This window comes from Haloarcula sp. H-GB5 (assembly GCF_054850705.1).
In genome coordinates, this window is record NZ_JBTWBG010000001.1 from 699,448 (window position 1) to 713,028 (window position 13,581).

15 protein-coding genes are annotated in these 13,581 nt (G+C 63.6%); 7 read left to right on the top strand and 8 right to left on the bottom strand.

Annotated features, from left to right (window positions below):
• The first annotated feature begins 122 nt into the window (after positions 1-122).
• Together ACYJ11_RS03660 and ACYJ11_RS03665 are read left to right on the top strand one after the other, a co-directional pair.
• A complete protein-coding gene (locus tag ACYJ11_RS03660; protein ID WP_005537511.1) occupies positions 123-713 on the top strand; it encodes a 50S ribosomal protein L15e in 591 nt (196 codons plus the stop codon).
• A gap of 170 nt (positions 714-883) precedes the next feature.
• Positions 884-1,147 carry a hypothetical protein gene (locus ACYJ11_RS03665; protein ID WP_188974852.1) on the top strand — a complete coding sequence of 88 codons (264 nt, stop codon included), beginning with the start codon at positions 884-886 and terminating at the stop codon, positions 1,145-1,147.
• 22 nt (positions 1,148-1,169) lie between these two features.
• On the opposite strand, the gene ACYJ11_RS03670 is transcribed toward ACYJ11_RS03665, so the two are convergent.
• From ACYJ11_RS03670 to ACYJ11_RS03685, 4 genes are all read right to left on the bottom strand, one after another.
• Positions 1,170-2,195, bottom strand: coding sequence for a Brp/Blh family beta-carotene 15,15'-dioxygenase (locus ACYJ11_RS03670; protein WP_461646761.1), 1,026 nt, complete (start codon positions 2,193-2,195; stop codon positions 1,170-1,172).
• Positions 2,192-2,917 carry a lycopene cyclase domain-containing protein gene (locus ACYJ11_RS03675; RefSeq protein ID WP_461646762.1) on the bottom strand — a complete coding sequence of 242 codons (726 nt, stop codon included), beginning with the start codon at positions 2,915-2,917 and terminating at the stop codon, positions 2,192-2,194. Before ACYJ11_RS03675 ends, ACYJ11_RS03670 begins: the two co-directional genes overlap by 4 nt.
• A gap of 48 nt (positions 2,918-2,965) precedes the next feature.
• Positions 2,966-3,937, bottom strand: a complete 972-nt coding sequence (locus ACYJ11_RS03680; RefSeq protein WP_170097046.1) for a phytoene/squalene synthase family protein — start codon at positions 3,935-3,937, stop codon at positions 2,966-2,968.
• A gap of 255 nt (positions 3,938-4,192) precedes the next feature.
• On the bottom strand, positions 4,193-5,773 hold the full coding sequence (locus ACYJ11_RS03685) for a bacterio-opsin activator domain-containing protein (RefSeq protein WP_461646763.1): 1,581 nt from the start codon (positions 5,771-5,773) through the stop codon (positions 4,193-4,195).
• 128 nt (positions 5,774-5,901) lie between these two features.
• Here ACYJ11_RS03685 and ACYJ11_RS03690 point away from each other — a divergent pair, with 128 nt between their 5' ends.
• The 4 genes from ACYJ11_RS03690 (at position 5,902) to ACYJ11_RS03705 (ending at position 10,043) form a co-directional block, all read left to right on the top strand.
• On the top strand, positions 5,902-6,186 hold the full coding sequence (locus ACYJ11_RS03690; protein WP_188974859.1) for a DUF7562 family protein: 285 nt from the start codon (positions 5,902-5,904) through the stop codon (positions 6,184-6,186).
• A gap of 66 nt (positions 6,187-6,252) precedes the next feature.
• Positions 6,253-7,626, top strand: a complete 1,374-nt coding sequence (locus ACYJ11_RS03695; RefSeq protein WP_461646764.1) for an RNB domain-containing ribonuclease — start codon at positions 6,253-6,255, stop codon at positions 7,624-7,626.
• A gap of 69 nt (positions 7,627-7,695) precedes the next feature.
• Entirely contained in the window at positions 7,696-8,436 is a 741-nt protein-coding gene (locus ACYJ11_RS03700) for an ABC transporter ATP-binding protein (protein ID WP_461646765.1), read from the top strand.
• Positions 8,437-8,456: 20 nt separating this feature from the next.
• Entirely contained in the window at positions 8,457-10,043 is a 1,587-nt protein-coding gene (locus tag ACYJ11_RS03705) for a hypothetical protein (RefSeq protein ID WP_461646766.1), read from the top strand.
• Here ACYJ11_RS03705 and ACYJ11_RS03710 read toward each other — a convergent pair.
• Positions 10,040-10,642, bottom strand: coding sequence for a transcription antitermination protein (locus ACYJ11_RS03710; RefSeq protein WP_461646767.1), 603 nt, complete (start codon positions 10,640-10,642; stop codon positions 10,040-10,042). The genes ACYJ11_RS03705 and ACYJ11_RS03710 overlap by 4 nt on opposite strands.
• Before the next feature lie 70 nt (positions 10,643-10,712).
• Here ACYJ11_RS03710 and ACYJ11_RS03715 point away from each other — a divergent pair, with 70 nt between their 5' ends.
• Complete coding sequence (locus tag ACYJ11_RS03715; RefSeq protein WP_461646768.1) at positions 10,713-11,891, top strand: MBL fold metallo-hydrolase; 1,179 nt, start codon at positions 10,713-10,715, stop codon at positions 11,889-11,891.
• 13 nt (positions 11,892-11,904) lie between these two features.
• Here the strand turns inward: ACYJ11_RS03715 and ACYJ11_RS03720 are convergent, their stop codons facing one another.
• The 3 genes from ACYJ11_RS03720 to ACYJ11_RS03730 form a co-directional block, all read right to left on the bottom strand.
• Complete coding sequence (locus ACYJ11_RS03720) at positions 11,905-12,198, bottom strand: DUF6432 family protein (RefSeq protein WP_188974869.1); 294 nt, start codon at positions 12,196-12,198, stop codon at positions 11,905-11,907.
• A 247-nt stretch (positions 12,199-12,445) separates the two neighbouring features.
• Positions 12,446-13,126 (bottom strand): hypothetical protein, encoded by a 681-nt coding sequence (locus ACYJ11_RS03725; RefSeq protein ID WP_461646769.1) that lies wholly within the window; start codon positions 13,124-13,126, stop codon positions 12,446-12,448.
• Positions 13,120-13,527, bottom strand: coding sequence for a hypothetical protein (locus tag ACYJ11_RS03730; protein WP_461646770.1), 408 nt, complete (start codon positions 13,525-13,527; stop codon positions 13,120-13,122). The genes ACYJ11_RS03725 and ACYJ11_RS03730 overlap by 7 nt, the downstream gene beginning before the upstream one ends.
• Between the last annotated feature and the right edge of the window lie 54 nt (positions 13,528-13,581).

Consider the following 13,581-nt stretch of genomic DNA (forward strand, 5'->3'; position numbering starts at 1 on the left):
CCGAACGGCAAACTCCGGAGTAACTCGCTGGGCGACGGGCACCAGCGGGCACCTGCGTGTGCAGGTCGGGATGTGAGTCGCGAAACGCGACTTGAACCACGCAACGCCCGTGGTGAATACATATGGCACGAAGCGCATATTCGTACATTCGAGATGCCTGGAAGAACCCAGGCGACGGACAGCTCGCAGAACTACAGTGGCAGCGCCAGCAGGAATGGCGCAACGAAGGGGCTGTCGAGCGCATCGAGCGCCCGACCCGCCTCGACAAGGCCCGCTCGCAGGGTTACAAGGCCAAGCAGGGCGTTATTGTCGCCCGCGTCTCCGTCCGCAAGGGCAGCGCACGCAAGCGCCGCCACAAGGCCGGTCGCCGCTCCAAGCGCCAGGGTGTCACGCGCATCACCCGCCGGAAGGACATCCAGCGCGTCGCCGAGGAACGCGCCTCCCGCACCTTCCCGAACCTGCGCGTGCTCAACAGCTACTCCGTCGGTCAGGACGGCCGCCAGAAGTGGCACGAGATCATCCTCATCGACCCGAACCACCCGGCCATCCAGAACGACGACGACCTGTCGTGGATCTGTGCCGACGATCAGGCCGACCGCGTCTTCCGCGGTCTGACCGGTGCCGGCCGCCGCAACCGCGGCCTCAGCGGCAAGGGCAAGGGCAGCGAGAAGACCCGCCCGTCGCTGCGCAGCAACCGCGGCAAGGGCAAGTAACGCCGACGTAGCGGTTCTATCCAGTATTTTTGCGTCTTAGCGTTCATTCCGAAGAGCTGTGGGTCCGGCAGGACTGGCCAAGTCACGGATCGAGAACCGGGACAGCGCCGCCCGTTCGAGGTCGTCTCCCGGAGCGGAACGCTCTTGTCACAGTGGTGTCACCCGCCAGTATGGATGCGGCACGCCTCCACCACTTCTCGATGCTGCTCATCGGCCTCTCGCTGGGAATCAACGGGTTCGTCACGGTGCGGACCGGCGGCGGCAGCGATGTCGGTGGCGTTGCCATGGCGGCTGGCGGTGTCCTCATGGCAGGTGTGAGCGTCTACAGCCTCGTGACCGATGCGACATCGGGCGTGGGACGACGGGTCGCGATGGTCACTGCGTTCGGCGCTGTGCTCGCGGTTTCCGGAACGGTACTCATGCTTTTCGCGTGACTTCGACGAAGTCGTTGGGAGGCTACACCCAGACGCCCTGTTCGCGGTCCATGATACTGACAACGACAACGTGGGGCAGCGTGACGACAGCGATGAACACCAGATACAGCGCGACCCACTCCGGCACGGACCCCGGTGGATTCGGAACGAGGAAGTATAGCCCGCCGAGCAGGGCAAGCGAGGCGGCGGTCAGCGGGGCGGCGTCGCGGGCGAATCGAGCCAGTGCCGCCGCTGGGTCGCGGTTTGCGAGCGCGGCAGTGGCGTCGTCGTCGACCAGAAGGAGGCGGGCGACGTGGCGCAGCGAGTGCCACAGACAGAAGTACACCCCGATGGCGAGCACCGGCGGAACGAGGGCGAAGTACGCGAGCAAGCCCAGCGTCTCACCGGCGTCAAGCAGCCACGGCCGGCGAGCGTCGGCACGGACGAATCCGACGGTCAGCGTCGCCACGACGAGCACGCCGTATGCGATGGCAAGCGCAGTCCGAACGTCGGTCTGGAACGCCCAGCCGATGGCTGCCACAGCGTCGGGCGCAAACAGCGAGACGAGATCCGTCGCGACGCGGCGATACCACTCCGGGAACGCGAGCAACGGGACCAGCATCGGCAGGCCGCCCCGGACGAGGACGGTTCCGATTCGCTGGGGAAGTGACTGGAGATGGTCAGCGTCGGCCAGCGCACGCAACGCGTACAGGTCGCCCTGCCCCCAGTGGAACCACGTCACCGCGATGAACAGGACGAAGGCCGCGGCGGGTGCGAGGAACCAGGCGATGGCGTAGGCACCGCCGACAACGCCGTAGAGCGCGAACACACGGGCGATAGCCCACCAATCCGGGCGCTCGCCGCGGGTGCGCGCGACCGCGAGATGATCGACCGCGCCATGGGGAAGGCCAAGCAGGACGGCACTGACGACCAGCGGGACGTACTGGAGCTCGGGGGGTATCGAAACCCCGGCGAGGAATGGAGCGACGACGGCGAGGCTGGCGATCCAGCCGGGAGCCAGTGCGACCCGGTAGCGAACCGACGGCTCGACGATAGTGCGGTGACTCACTCCCATCTGTCCATAAGCCAGACGTAGAGTACGACCCCTTGCACGACGAACAGCGTCGTCAGCAGGAAGAAGACCGCCTCTTCAATCGGCAGGTCGAGCAGGGGAACCGTGTGCCCGGTCGTGTACTGTTTCGAGAGGGTCCAGACGCCGAGTCGGATGGCAACGCTGTCGATACCACAGAGATAGGCCGTTGGAACCAGTGTCGCAACGCTCACAACCCGCCACTCGCCGACGAGGAAATGCCACCCGAACAGCCACTGAATAGCGAGAATCGGCCCGCTCCAGACCAGCAGGGACCCGAGATACAGCCCAGAGTCAGAGCGCAGGAGTGCGAGGCCGGACAGAACGACGGCGAGCGCAGCGGCGAGCCCGACGAGTCGCGTTCGTACTGGCATGGTCAGCGGACGCTCCGTGTCCACCCGAAACCGGGCTACCCACAGCCCGATCATCGCGGTCTGCAGGATAAAAAAGAGGTACTCGCCGAGGGGAATCGACCAGAACCGTGCCAGCACGGTGCCGTCGCCGTACCACCAGACGCCGCGTCGGATGAGCGCGCCGTCCCACGGCGTCGTGTAGACGAGGGCCAGTCCTGCGAGTATTGCTGTCCCTGTGAGTACGTCCCGTCGGCTCCCGAGGCGATAGGTGGCTGTCAGTGCCAATCCGGCCACGACCGGCACCACGAACAGGGCGTGGAACTGGAGATACGTGAGCGTGGGCAACATTAGTTCAGGTACAACAGGGAGTCAAAAACGATGCCCGGTGCGTGCCTGTCATCCACGCCACGTGGGCTGCCCGTGGCTGTGAGTGTCCGTTGGCGTCTCGCCGGGGCCACGCTCAGAGACAGCGCTCACGGTGTAGAACGTCGCTTCGGGGTCGCCGTTGCGCCGCCAGTGCCACCACGTGCGGGCGAGGAGCCACAGCCGGCGGCGACGGGTGAGGTCCGGCGTCTCCGTCAGCACATCGTAGCCGCGGTCGCGGATGAGCCGGTGGTGGTCAGCGTACAGGACCGCAGCCAGCAGCACGCCGAACTGGCAGTCCTCCGGGAGGTATCGGATACCGGCGACGCCCTCGCGGTACAGTTCATCGGTCCGGGCCAGTTCCTCCTGCATCACGGCGCGGAAGGCGTCGTCGACCTCGGCGTCAGCCAGTTGCTCCTCGGTGACGCCGTGGCGGTCAAGCGTCTCCTGTGGGAGGTACACCCGGCCGTAGTCGTGGATGTCCTCGCGAACGTCCCGCAGGAAGTTCGATAGCTGGAACGCTTCGGCCAGTGCCGTCGCGTGGGGCAGGGCCTCCTCCTTCTGTGGCGGGTCCATCACTTCGGTCATCATGTGGCCGACGGCGACGGCCGAGCCACCCATGTACTCACGGAGGTCCTCGAACGTCTCGTAGCGGGCCTGTGCGATGTCCATCTCCATCGCGTCGATGAAGACGTTGATCGTTTCCTCGGAGATGTCGTGACGCTCGGCCAGGTCCTGAAACGCCGCCATGACCGCCTCGTGGTCGGTTTCTTCCGGGTCGATGTTCCCGAGTGCGGCCTCGCGAATTACCTCCAGTTGCTCGTGCTGGACAGTCGGCGGCGGCCCGTCCGTCTGGTCGACGACCTCGTCCGCAACCCGGAAGAACGCGTACATGACGTACGTCGGGTGGCGGATACGCTCCGGAAGCAGACGCGTCGCGAGGTGGAACGTCCGTCCGGTTTCCTGCTGTATCGATTTGCTGGTTTGGATGTTATCGGAGTGCATTGAAAGCTATCGGGCAGTCATTGGCGGACGATGCGTCGCGCGCTTGTCGGTGGGCTGTGCGTAATGGTCCGGTCGGCCCGTGGTTGCACCGCTATCACGGGGCGGCGTGTCCTGTCCGTTCGCTGACGACAGATAGGACACTGGTTCGATATCACTACATGTATATACGGTTGTTATCGGGATAAGCGGACTACCAAACTGCTTCGGGGATCGCGCAAGGAATCCGCCGTCAGGAGAGGAGTTCAGAGGCACGGGTTACCAGTTTTCAAACACTTCTTCCAGTAGCTTTCGTTCACCGGCACGGAGGTGCTGGTGGAACGTCGACGGGCAGATGTCCATCGACTCGGCCAGTTGCTCGCCGGACACGTCGCGTGGCCAGTCGAAGAAGCCGCCGAGAAACCCTTTCCGGAGCGCCGTTAGCTGGCGGTTGGTCAACCGCTCCTCGACGTTTGCGACAAACGCCTGCCGGGAGGCTGGCGGTTCGTCCCGTTCCCGTACGGAGAGCAGTTCTGTCTCCGGATACTGGTTGCGGACCTGCTCGACCACGCTTCGGGTCTCCATCGACGCCGGGAGCGTGACGGTGACTGTCGCCTTCCCCGGTTCGACCAGAATGTCGCCCGTCTGGGCTCCGCGGTCGGCGACGACCGAGACGATCGGTGGGTCCGAGACGGTAAACTCGAACAGCGCCGACGAGTCCGCCGTCGAGACGTGTGAGACGCCAGACACCTGCGGGTGGTCGGCGGCGACGGCACAGACTGCCGAGGGGTCGTCCGTCTCGACGAGGAAGAACATCACCGTTTCCTCACCATCGGGGACGCTCCCGCCGTACTCCATCGAGCAGCCGAGTTCGCTCGCTACGTCGATGTAGAAAACCCCTGAGTCAGTGACCTGCAGTTCGAGTTCGGTGACGTTGTCGGCGGTCAGCAGCCGGCTGGTCTCGCGGGCGTCGATAGCCGCCGCGGTCGCCCGGCCGATGGTCCCCAGCACGGCCTGTTCGCGGGGGTCGAACACGTCGTCGCTGTCGGCGTAGACGGTGAGCACGCCGTACAGCGACTCGCCGGAGACGAGCGGGACTGCCGCGACCGACGCGACATCGGAGTCAGCGAGTCGGCTGTGTTGCTCGTCGATATCGCCGGTCACGACCTGCATCTCCTCGGTTCGGGCCGCCTCCGCAACCGGATCGTCAGCGTCCAGCGGGATGGATAGCGTCGTCGGGTAGTCCGCGGAGAGCGCTGTCGACGACAGCGTCTCGTCGCGCAGATCGAGTTCGGACACCCAGGCGAACTGGTAGGAGTCGACTTCGGCCAGCCGGTCACAGACGGTCTGCTGGATGGCCTCGCGCGAGTCGACGGTCAGTACGTCGCCCATCACCGCCTTCAATAGCCCGTCGACCCGGTTGACCAGCTGTTTGAGGTTCTGGCGTTCGGCTTTGAGCTCCTCGCTCCGCCGCTCGGCCGCCAGTTCGGCGAGCTTCCGCTGGGTGATGTCGATGTGTGCGACGACCGCACTCCCGGCCTCGTCGTCGGGCAGCGGTGCGACCCGCATCAGAAACCACTGCTTTTCCTCCGGAGAGTGACACGGGTACTCCATCGTGAACAGCTCTTGCTCACCGTCGATGACCGACTCGATGCCGCCGAGCGCCTGCCCGGCGTACTCGTCTGCATCGACATCAGTCGTCGCGAAGTAGTTCGTCCCCTCCATCTCCCCGTCCTCGTCGCCCGCGAACTCCCGCCAGGCGCGGTTGGTGAACAGGATCGTCCCCTCGTCGTCGAGGACAGCGATATTGATGGGTAGCGTGTCCAACGTCGAGTGAGCGAGTGTCTCTGGTGGCTTCATTCAGTGTCCCTGGCTCCGAATAGCCGATACCTTGTGTAATGGCGGCGGGTGAATAAACGTGTGGCCCGGAACGGGGAACTGTTGCCCGTGCGGAAAACTCTAAGCGCTGTCAGTCGCAACTGGTTCGTATGTTCGGGTCCCGGAGTTCCCGGGCGGAATCGGTCACCTGTATCGCGTGTGGAGAGTCCGTCTCGCGGTCCGAGGCTCGCGAGTACGACAAACACGGCGATCGGTGGGACCGCCGGAACAAGACGTTCGAACACCTCTGTAAAGCCTGTTTTGCCGACCTGTGCCAGCAGCCACGGGACGGCCTCGAAACGACGCTCGATGCCGCCGGAGCCGGCGAGGCCGATCAGGAGACGTTCCTGAAACGGTTCCGGGAACTCTCCGAGGGCGACGCGCACAGGGAATGAGACACGGAAGTCACGGCCCAGTCCCACCCCGACAGCCCTAACTACGCCCTGTTCGTACCGGGTGACATGACTACCGAGGACGCGCAGGCGGCTGCCGGGACCGCCGAGGGGCAAGGCCCCGTCGAGATCGACCCGGAAATGGCACGCCATCTGGAGAACAAGCGCGAGGAACTGTTCGAGAAGTTCGGCATCCCCGACGAGTTCCCACCGGAGGTACTGGAAGAGGCCAAGGAGCGCACGAAGGGCGTTCAGGCAGAGATTGAAGACGAGGTTGACGAGCGACGGGACCTCCGGGAGATGACAACCTGGACAACTGACCCTATCGACGCCCAGGACTTCGACGACGCCATCTCCATCGAGGAGCGCGAGGACGAGATCGTCCTCTGGGTCCACATTGCCGACGTGACCCACTACGTCAACCCCGACACGAAGATGTGGGAGCAGGCCGTCGAGCGGGGGAACACCGTTTATCTCCCGGCCTACACCGTCCATATGCTACCACCCGTCCTCGCCGAGACGGTGTGTTCGCTGGTCCCCAACGAGGACCGCCTGGCCCACACCGTCGAGATGCACCTCGACAAGGAGAATCTCGGCTACGAGGATATCAACATCTACAAGTCCGTCATCCGCTCGGACGCCCGACTGACCTACACCGAGGCCGAGCGCCTGCTGGACGAGCCGGAGACCGCGGAGGACGTGCTGGAAGACCAGAGCGTCGACCTCGCGGAGAAGACCGAGCGCGTCTGGGAACTGGCTGACGCGATGCACGAACAGCGCAAGGAGGAGGGCTCGCTCGTCCTCAACCCCGCCCGGGACCGCGCCCACACAATCATCGAGGAGTGTATGCTGAAGGCGAACAAAGCCGTCACGCACGAACTCATGTGGGACCGCGGGGTCGAGGCGATGTACCGCGTCCACCCACAGCCAAGTCCCGACGAGTGGGACGAAGCGCTGGTCGAGATTCAGGAACTCGACGGGGTCTCCATCCCCGGCGACGCCTGGGACGACCCGCGGAAGGCCGTCAACGCCACGCTCGAACAGGCACCCGGTCGCCAGCTCGACAAGATCCAGTGGGCCGTAATGAAGGTGATGCCCCGCGCGAAGTACATGAACGACCCCTTCGGCGGCCACCACGCCCTGAACTTCGAGATCTACGGCCACTTCACCTCGCCGATTCGCCGCCTCTCGGACCTCATCAACCACTGGATCGTCTACACCAACGACGTGCCCGAAGACCTGATCGCGTTGTGTGACCGCGCCAGCGACCGCCAGAAGGACGCCGAGCAGTGCGAGCGCGAGTACAAGAACTTCCTACAGGAGGTCGGGCTCGATCCGTCAGCAGTCAACAACCGCGGCATCGAGGTCGTCGAAAATCCTGATGACGATGATGAGGATGAAGACGCTGAAGCCGATGCCGCCGACGCAGCAGTCGAGGAGTAACGCTGGCAGGCTCGGGGAGCGGACTCGCCAACAGCAAGACCTTTTCACAGTCGGTGCGGCACTGCCCGTATGTGCCCTCCAGCACCCGCAATCGTCACCGAGGGATTGACGAAGCGCTACAGCGGCGTCTCGGCAATAGAATCCCTCGACCTGACGGTTCCTCGCGGGAGTGTTTTCGGTTTTCTCGGCCCCAACGGTGCGGGCAAAACCTCGACGATTCGCATCCTGACGACGTTGACGAACCCGACGAGCGGCACCGCACGGGTGGCGGGCGAGTCGGTCGCCGACCGCGCCGCGGTGGTCGAACACATCGGCTTCCTGCCCGAAGAACCGCCGCTGTACGATGAACTCACCGGCCGCGAGCAACTGGAATACGTCGCCGGCCTGCGCGGGCACGAGGACTGGGACCGCGTGGAGTCGCTCCTCGACCGATTCGACCTCGATACGGACGCCGACCGGCGCGTCGAGACGTACTCGAAGGGGATGAAACAGAAGCTCGGTCTCGTTCAGGCGCTGTTGCACGACCCCAACGTGCTGTTTCTGGACGAACCGACCTCAGGGCTGGACCCACGGGCGGCTCGGACAGTGCGCGATACCATCAGCGAGGTCGCGGCCGCTGACACGACGGTCTTTCTCTCGACGCACATCCTGCCCGTCGTCGAGGAGTTGGCCGACACCGTTGGTGTCCTGTACGACGGCGACCTCGTGGCGGAGGGGTCTCCCGAGGAACTGACCAACAGCGTCGAATCCGGGAGCACGCTCGAAGACGTGTTCCTCGACGTGACAAGCGAGCACCCGGGAGAGCGATGAAGCGGCCGAACGGACGGCGGATGCGACTGATCGTGCGGACAGAGCTTCGGCGCACCTGGCGCAAGCTCATGGGCACGACGCGCGGGACGCTCATGTTGTTTGGCGGCGGCCTGGGCATCACCACATACAGTCTCGCTATCGGTGCTGGAGCATTCTTTCTCGGCGGTGCGCTCGCTGGCAGCGACACCCACACGGTCAGACTCGCGACGACGGCGGGCATCGTCGGGCTGCTCGGACTCGTCGGCTTCTTCACGCTTCAGCACACGGTGAAGTCGGCTGGCGAACCGGACGCCGCCGACGGCCTGCTGACGACAGTCCCTTACGAGGACGCGGCGGCCGGGTTGCTCGCCGCCGAGGTCGGTCGAGTGTTGGTTGCGCTCGCCGTTCCGATTCTGGCGCTGGTGGGCGGACTTGCAGTCGGTGATGCCGGGATACTCATCGCTGTCGTGGCCCTCATCGGGTCGGTCACGGTTGCCCTGCTGGGAACGGTCCTCGGCTTCGGTCTGGGGCTGGTCATAAAACTGGTCGCGAACCGCTCGGCCTTCATCGCGCGGCATCGAGCGAGCGTCGGAGCCGCCGTCTCGCTCATCCTGCCGCTTGGCTGGGTCGCGATGACGACCGTCCCGACAGTACAGCTTCGCGTGCTCCAACTGGCGACCCAGTCCCCGCTCTCGTGGCCCGCCGACGTGGTCCTGCTCGTGCTGGGGACTGGCGGCGATCCGGTCGCTGCCACCGTCGCCACAGCGGGGATTCTCGGCGCGCTCCCGGTCGGCGCAGTCGCGTGTCTGTGGCTAGTCGGCCGGGTCTGGTATGTCGATCCGGTCCAGCCCGATCACGAGTTCGACGCTGATGAACGAACGCTCTCGGACCGTCTGCTGAGTGGACGGGTTCCAACAGCGACCCGCGTGGTCGCACAGAAGTCGTGGCTCCGAGCCAAGCGAGCCCCCGTCACCGTCCAGTTCGCGATCATGCCGTTTTTCTTCCTGGTGTATCATCTCCAGATCGTCATTCTGGATCGAGTGGTCCCGCCGACGCTCCCGCTCAGTGCCGGCCTCGCCAGTTCAGCGGCCTTCGGGGCCGCGTTTTCGCTCAATCCGCTCGGCGGCGAGGAAGGAGTGCTACCGCTGACGCTAACCGCCAACGTCTCCGGACGGGCGTTCGTCACCGGGCTCGTCCTCGCGGGCGCACTGCCCGGTGTCGTGGTGACGACGCTACTGGTCGCTGGCCTCGGCGTCGCGGCTGGCACGCCGCCGGTCACGCTCGCTGCCGGACTCACAATCACACTCGTCGCGACCCTCGCCGCGCCGGCCATCGCCGTCGGAGCCGGCGTCGTGTTCCCGAAATTCGAGTCGTCATCGGTGCAGGGCCGCGAAGTGGTGGTTCCGAGCGGCTGGGCGTTCGGGCTGTACTTCCTCATCCTCGGCGTGGCCGTCGCACCGGGGAGCCTGACGTACCTGCTCGCTGTCCGTGACCTGTTCGCGCTCCCGTTCGACAAAATCTGGCTCCTCGGCGGAGGTCTGGTGGCGAGCAGCGGGATCGCAGTCGCTGGCGCTGTCGCCGGGTTCCTCTATGCCGCCAACCGTGTTGCGACGTACCGGCTGGATTAGCAGATCGGCTTCGGGTCCAGTCCCATCGCCTCCAGCGTTTCTGCGTAATCATCGTACGCGGCTCCGATAGCGTCCGTCGCGGCCGCCGCTGCCGCCTCGCGGTCGGATTCCGAGAGATGTTCGAGGGCGGTCTTCCCGTTGTCGAGTGCCGACGCCTCCTCTCGAATCTCGCGGAACGTATCGGCTCGCTGCTCGTCCGCCTCGTTGATGAAGAAGCTCACTACCTGCAGGTAGAACCGGTCGGCAACCAGCGGCGCGGCGACGAGACCCGCCCCGACACGCCGTGCAGTCCCACTGACGGTTTCGAGGTGGTCAATGAACCCGTCGCTGTCACCGGCGTCCCCACCGATGCGGTCCGCTCGCTCTGTCGCGGCCTCTGCGGCTGCCTCGAACTGCGTCGCCACGTCGCTGTCTGTCTCGGCGGCCCACTGGCCGAGGGCATCTGCAAGCCCTGCCTCGCGGGTCGCCGCTGCCGTGAGCACCCCATCTGTCTCCAGTGTCGCATCTGTCGCTGCAATAAGCACTTTGTCCGATCCCAGCCTGTCCCGTTCCGTCTCAGTCTGGTCACGCACAGCATCGATAGTGGCTCCGGCGTCCATACGTCCGCTGGGCGCGGCAGGGGCTTGAAATCCCCGCCCGATTTATCCACCGGGGAGCGCTACAGTCGGTATGGCCGAAGACTACCCTGACCCGCCGACGGAGCCGCCGTCACTATCCGCAGCAGCCTTGCAGGCGAAACTCGACACCGGCGAATCGGTCCGGTTACTCGACGTCCGTGACCGCGACGAGTACGAGCAGTGGCGGATTCGCGGCGAGGCCGTGACGGCAACACAGCTCCCCTTTACGAAGTTCCTCCAGGCGAAGGTGACCGGCGAGGTGGACGACGTTGTCGCCAAGGTGGCCGGCACCGGACCGATAACGGTCGTCTGTGGCCGCGGCGAGGCCAGTGCCTTCGTCGCCGGACTGCTGACTGAACACGGCGTTGAGGCGCAGAACCTCAGCGACGGCATGGAGGGGTGGGCGCGGCTCTACGAAGCTCGCGAGATTCCGTGTGACACCGCAACTGTCCTCCAGTACCGTCGTCCGTCGTCGGGCTGTCTCGGTTACATGATCGTCAGCGACGGCTCGGCTGCCGTCATCGACCCGCTCCGGGCCTTTACGGACCGGTACGTCGCCGACGCTGCCGACCGCGACGCCTCGGTCACCCACGCTATCGACACGCACGTCCACGCCGACCACATCAGCGGCGTCCGCCGCCTCGCCGAAGAAATCGATGCCGAACCGATCCTTTCCGAGCGGGCAGTCGCCCGCGGTGTCGACGATGTGACTGCACTGGCCGACGACGAATCGCTTCAGGTCGGGTCAGCCACACTGGAGCCGCACCCTCTGCCTGGCCACACGACCGGCATGACTGGCTTTACTATCGGCGACGTGCTTCTGGCCGGCGACAGCGTCTTCCTCGACAGCGTCGCCCGCCCGGACCTCGAAGCCGGAGCCGACAGCGCTCGTGACCTCGCCCGTGACCTCCATCGCACGCTGACCGACAGACTGGGGGAACTACCAGACAAGACACGCGTCGCCCCGGGCCACTACAGCGAGTCGACGGTGCCGGCTGACGACGGCACGTTCACGGCCACCCTCGGCACGCTCCGCGACCGGCTCCCGGGATTCGCGATGGACCGAGAGGCGTTCGTCGAGTACGTCTGTGACGACATTCCGCCGCGCCCCGCCAACTTCGAGCGGGTTATCGCCATCAACCTCGGAACGGAGACGGCCGACGACGACACCGCGTTCGATCTCGAACTCGGTCCGAACAACTGCGCAGCCGCGCCGTCGGACGTGGTGTGATACTCGGCTGTGGCTACAACGGGAGCCGCTTGCGAATCTGGTCGAGAATCGATTCGTCTTCGTCCGGCACCGACTCACCCACCACGCCCTCTCCCGGGAGAATGACGGTCCGCTCTCCGTTGTCCTCAACCTCGATGAGGCCGTCCGCCTTGAGAGACGCGAGCGCGTCTTCGATGCGATCAATGTTCTCTTCCGTCCGCGACCGAAGCTCGAAGACAGTCATCCCCTCGTCGCGGCGGTCAGCGAGCGCATCGAGCACCGCAACCTCTGTGTCGTCCCGGTCGCGATACTCCGGCTTCGCTCTCATATGTCCCTCTAAAACCGGCTGGGTCTAATCTTTGTCCCTCGGAATTTTGATATACTGCTCTGTGAAGTAAACCGTACAACACCGGTGTCGAAGATGGGGCTTGCCGTCTCGCTCGTCCAGTCACTTAGATTCTGCAACCGGTCCTTTCGGACCGTTACAAGTGGAAAATATACTTGGCTTACTCATAGGCAGTGCGGTCGTCACCGACAACCGCTCTGTAACTCATAATATTGAGATGACTGGCCCTCTACTTCCACTTTTCATGATATCCTGGTCCCTTCTTCACGGTCCCGGCATATTTTCCGGCATACACCGTCATTGACCAATCACCGGTAGAATACTTCCACGCCCAGACGTACTTGATGTACCGCGTCTCGAACATCTCACCGTCTTCCGTAACAAACGTTACGTTGACTGTGTCAGGAATATACGTGTGGTCCTCTTCGTCAAATCCCCTTGTGTTTTCATTATAATTAGCCACAAGGGCATAATAATTCAAAAGGGGGTCACGCCGATCGGTTACGGTTTTAGTCCGGTTTGTGGTATCCCGCATATTAACAGTCACATGATAAGTGTCGTTCTCAGGGAAGGTTTCGGTTTCTTCAAGCACGCCACTTCTATTAGTTATACGATACATTCGGTGCATATCCTCATCGAACTCTGCAAACTTCTCAGTCTTCGTTAGCTCTTCCCTATCGGATTCGGTTTCTATTGGCTCAGCGTTTGAGCTTTCAGTAGCTTCGGCCGTTGGCTCGGACGTTAGCGTTTCAGTAGCCTTGGGTGTAGGCTCAGGTGTGGCTGCTGGCGTCTGCGTTGGCGCAGCTGTCTGTTCGGTTGGCCCACTCCCCCCCACGAAGCCGGAACATCCGGCAGACATAATCAGGAGAGCGATAGCGACAGCACTATATGATGTGTTAGTATCTAACATAGTTCTTGAGTCTCGTTGTTGAGGTCTGTATCCCTGCTATCCTCTTCAAAGAGCAGAGGGATCGGGACCTCAGTTGAGGTCGGCATTAGTTTTGACGTCGAACTAGCTGCCGGCCCGCTATCGTCCAGTCTCACTGATGAGGCACGCACGGTCCCACCGCCAGAGGCGAAAATCGGAATATCGTGAATAGGAGCAGCGAAGACAACTACGAAAACAAATGGAGTCAAGCCGCTGGCAAGTCCATTACCTGACTGGATATCAGACAGCCATAGGTATTCATCTGCATAGCCATGCCCGTTCCACCACATGAAAGCCGGAACAGCGATTGGGAGTAGCAGAGTGCCTGCAACTGTCGTTAGTATGTAAACAACAACCTCTGCAATACTGTGATTTCGATTCATTCTATCTCAAAATCAATTTCTATTTCTTATAAAACCTACGCTGAAAATAATACT

Coding starts and splice junctions, on each gene's coding strand:
- ACYJ11_RS03730 (WP_461646770.1), bottom strand. CDS start 13,527: ATGAATCGAAATCACAGTATTGCAGAGGTTGTTGTTTACATACTAACG.
- ACYJ11_RS03680 (WP_170097046.1), bottom strand. CDS start 3,937: ATGCACTCCGATAACATCCAAACCAGCAAATCGATACAGCAGGAAACC.
- ACYJ11_RS03700 (WP_461646765.1), top strand. CDS start 7,696: ATGTGCCCTCCAGCACCCGCAATCGTCACCGAGGGATTGACGAAGCGC.
- ACYJ11_RS03660 (WP_005537511.1), top strand. CDS start 123: ATGGCACGAAGCGCATATTCGTACATTCGAGATGCCTGGAAGAACCCA.
- ACYJ11_RS03675 (WP_461646762.1), bottom strand. CDS start 2,917: ATGTTGCCCACGCTCACGTATCTCCAGTTCCACGCCCTGTTCGTGGTG.
- ACYJ11_RS03690 (WP_188974859.1), top strand. CDS start 5,902: ATGTTCGGGTCCCGGAGTTCCCGGGCGGAATCGGTCACCTGTATCGCG.
- ACYJ11_RS03725 (WP_461646769.1), bottom strand. CDS start 13,126: ATGTTAGATACTAACACATCATATAGTGCTGTCGCTATCGCTCTCCTG.
- ACYJ11_RS03705 (WP_461646766.1), top strand. CDS start 8,457: ATGCGACTGATCGTGCGGACAGAGCTTCGGCGCACCTGGCGCAAGCTC.
- ACYJ11_RS03695 (WP_461646764.1), top strand. CDS start 6,253: ATGACTACCGAGGACGCGCAGGCGGCTGCCGGGACCGCCGAGGGGCAA.
- ACYJ11_RS03685 (WP_461646763.1), bottom strand. CDS start 5,773: ATGAAGCCACCAGAGACACTCGCTCACTCGACGTTGGACACGCTACCC.
- ACYJ11_RS03715 (WP_461646768.1), top strand. CDS start 10,713: ATGGCCGAAGACTACCCTGACCCGCCGACGGAGCCGCCGTCACTATCC.
- ACYJ11_RS03720 (WP_188974869.1), bottom strand. CDS start 12,198: ATGAGAGCGAAGCCGGAGTATCGCGACCGGGACGACACAGAGGTTGCG.
- ACYJ11_RS03665 (WP_188974852.1), top strand. CDS start 884: ATGGATGCGGCACGCCTCCACCACTTCTCGATGCTGCTCATCGGCCTC.
- ACYJ11_RS03710 (WP_461646767.1), bottom strand. CDS start 10,642: ATGGACGCCGGAGCCACTATCGATGCTGTGCGTGACCAGACTGAGACG.